The 1,185-nt window shown below is 38.9% G+C and carries 2 protein-coding genes; both read left to right on the top strand.

What is annotated here, in order from left to right:
• The coding region (locus tag PL11201_RS26630) for a hypothetical protein (protein WP_079681639.1) at positions 1–572 on the top strand (572 nt) is incomplete at its 5' end.
• 380 nt (positions 573–952) lie between these two features.
• Positions 953–1,185 (top strand): hypothetical protein (locus PL11201_RS25340; RefSeq protein WP_144017893.1); only part of this gene is annotated, 233 nt, incomplete at its 3' end.

The following is a 1,185-nucleotide window of genomic DNA, read 5'->3' as shown; positions in this document are numbered from 1 at the left end:
TTTTTACCCCGTTTTTAACTCGTGACGTAAACGCTAACAATTGGCATAAGTTTTTTAGATTTACTTCTATAACCTACGCAATTTTAGCGAGTGGCACGTCGCTCTACTTAACAACAAAGTTAGGAGAAATTAAGCCTAAAATTGACGCGATTAAAAAGCGCGAGCAAGCCGAATTTAAACACAGTTTAGCTAGTGATTTATTTCTAGCACAGGGTACGAATACCGCTATCGCACAATATTTACTCACAGACCGGACTACTTCCCTGACTTCCCAGGGTGTAAGTGACTCGGAAGTGACACTAGATGGAGATACTACCGATTTTAGCGAGGAAACTTCCGGTACTTCCCAAACACCGGAAGTAGGTACTTCCGACCTTCCCGTAAGGGGAAGTAAACCGGAAACTGGGTTAAGTGTAGAAGCCGAGGAAATGTTTGAACTTGTAATTGATGCGCTTGAGGATGGTTACTCAGATACAAAAATAGTTGAGGAGTTAATGGGGTATAAAGGCAGAAACTACAAAAAGGGAAAAATGGTACTAAGTGAAATAAAACGTTTTTTAGAATTGGATTAATGGATTAATGAGCAATGGGTAGAGGTTAAGGTTTGCCCATCCTCTAAAAACGCTCTAAAAACGTAACTGTAACACTGTTTATCTTTGCATATACAGCGAAATACCTATCGTAAACCCTATAAAGGTTTCCGCAAAATAGCACAGTATGTTTCAGGTAGTTGCAGAACAGGTAGAATTAGTCGAGCAAAAAGGTACAAGCCTGACACTTTATCTACTTTTTCTCAAGGTGCATACAATGGGAAGATTAAACAAATAGAGTGATAAAATCTACCTTGATATTGCTTCAAAAATTCGCTACTCTAGTAGGTAATTAATTGTCAACAAAAAATAAGGGGTTGTAACACCCCTTACTGTCAACAGAATCTAAATTTTAAAACAATATGAAATCAAATAAAATGACTGTTACCGCTACCGATACACCCAATTATAGTGCATCTCACCAAAAAGCACAACCTTTAGGAAAACTTTACAAAAATACTCGGTTAACCGTTGAGCATTGGGAGTATCTGGTTACAAAGCGGGGTTTACCGTTTGATTGGGTGATGGATAACTGTGAGTCAATGACTGCAAAGACCGCCACGGAATACCTGGGATATACAGCACCATCTAACGG

The organism is Planktothrix sp. PCC 11201 (genome assembly GCF_900009135.1).
In the GTDB taxonomy this organism is placed as follows: domain Bacteria; phylum Cyanobacteriota; class Cyanobacteriia; order Cyanobacteriales; family Microcoleaceae; genus Planktothrix.
The sequence above is the reverse complement of the archived record's forward strand: the minus strand, read 5'-3'. Positions and strand labels throughout refer to the sequence as shown.